The organism is Komagataeibacter oboediens (assembly GCF_003207815.1).
GTDB lineage: Bacteria > Pseudomonadota > Alphaproteobacteria > Acetobacterales > Acetobacteraceae > Komagataeibacter > Komagataeibacter oboediens.
On record NZ_NKTX01000229.1, the window covers coordinates 1 to 904 of the forward strand.

1 protein-coding gene is annotated in these 904 nt (G+C 65.5%); it reads right to left on the minus strand.

The genetic code is table 11. The features are described 5' to 3' along the window. Window positions 1–151 precede the first annotated feature (151 nt). The coding region (locus tag CFR80_RS18520; protein WP_146221724.1) for an MFS transporter at window positions 152–904 on the minus strand (753 nt) is incomplete at its 5' end.

Genomic DNA, 904 nt, shown 5'->3' on the forward strand with positions numbered 1-904 from the left:
GGTTGCCGTGACACCCGCGGCGGGTGCCGTGTCGGCAAGGGCCGCATGGCCGGTACACAGGCTGGCAAGAACGGTGGTGAAGCCGACCGTAAGCGAAGCGGGCCGGAGCACGTCGGAAATACAGGTCACGGGATACGTTCCTGATCTGATATTATGAAGAGGCGGTCGCATCGGCTTCAGCCGACATCCGGGGCCGTTCAGCCGCCCAGCGGCGACGGCACACGCCAACACAGGCAAACGCCACCAGCGCAACCGCGGCAAAGCCCAGGAAGCCGGGACCGTAGGACCCCGTGGCCTGTCGCGCGGCCCCGAGTGATGAGGCCAGATAGAACCCGCCTACCCCGCCGCTCATGCCCACCAGCCCGGTCAGGATACCGACGCGGCTGGGGAAACGCGTGGGCACAAGCTGGAAGACCGCGCCATTGCCCAGACCCAGCACGAGCATGCCCAGGAAAAAAGCCGGGAAGGCCAGCCAGATCGTGGGCAGGCCGAACCCGATTACGGCAAAGATGGCGACAGCAAGCGCGAACAGGATGCTCAGGGCGCGTTCGCCCCCGATCCGGTCGGCCATGGCGCCCCCCAGCGGACGCACGAAGGACCCGACAAACACGACCAGCGCCGTACAGCTTCCGGCAATGGCAGGCGGCAGGCCGTACTGGTCGTTGAAATAGATGGTCAGGAACGAGGCAAGCCCCACAAAACCGCCGAATGTCACGCCATAAAAGAACATCAGCAGCCAGCAGTCGCCGCTGCGCAGGACGGGCAGCCACGTCACCAGACCGCCACTGGAGCGACGCTGCGGCGGTTCACTGGCCAGAAATATAAAGGCGACCAGCACGGCGGTCAGTGGCAGCGTTGCCAGCCCCAGCACATTGACCCAGCCATAAAGCACGGCCAGGCCAGG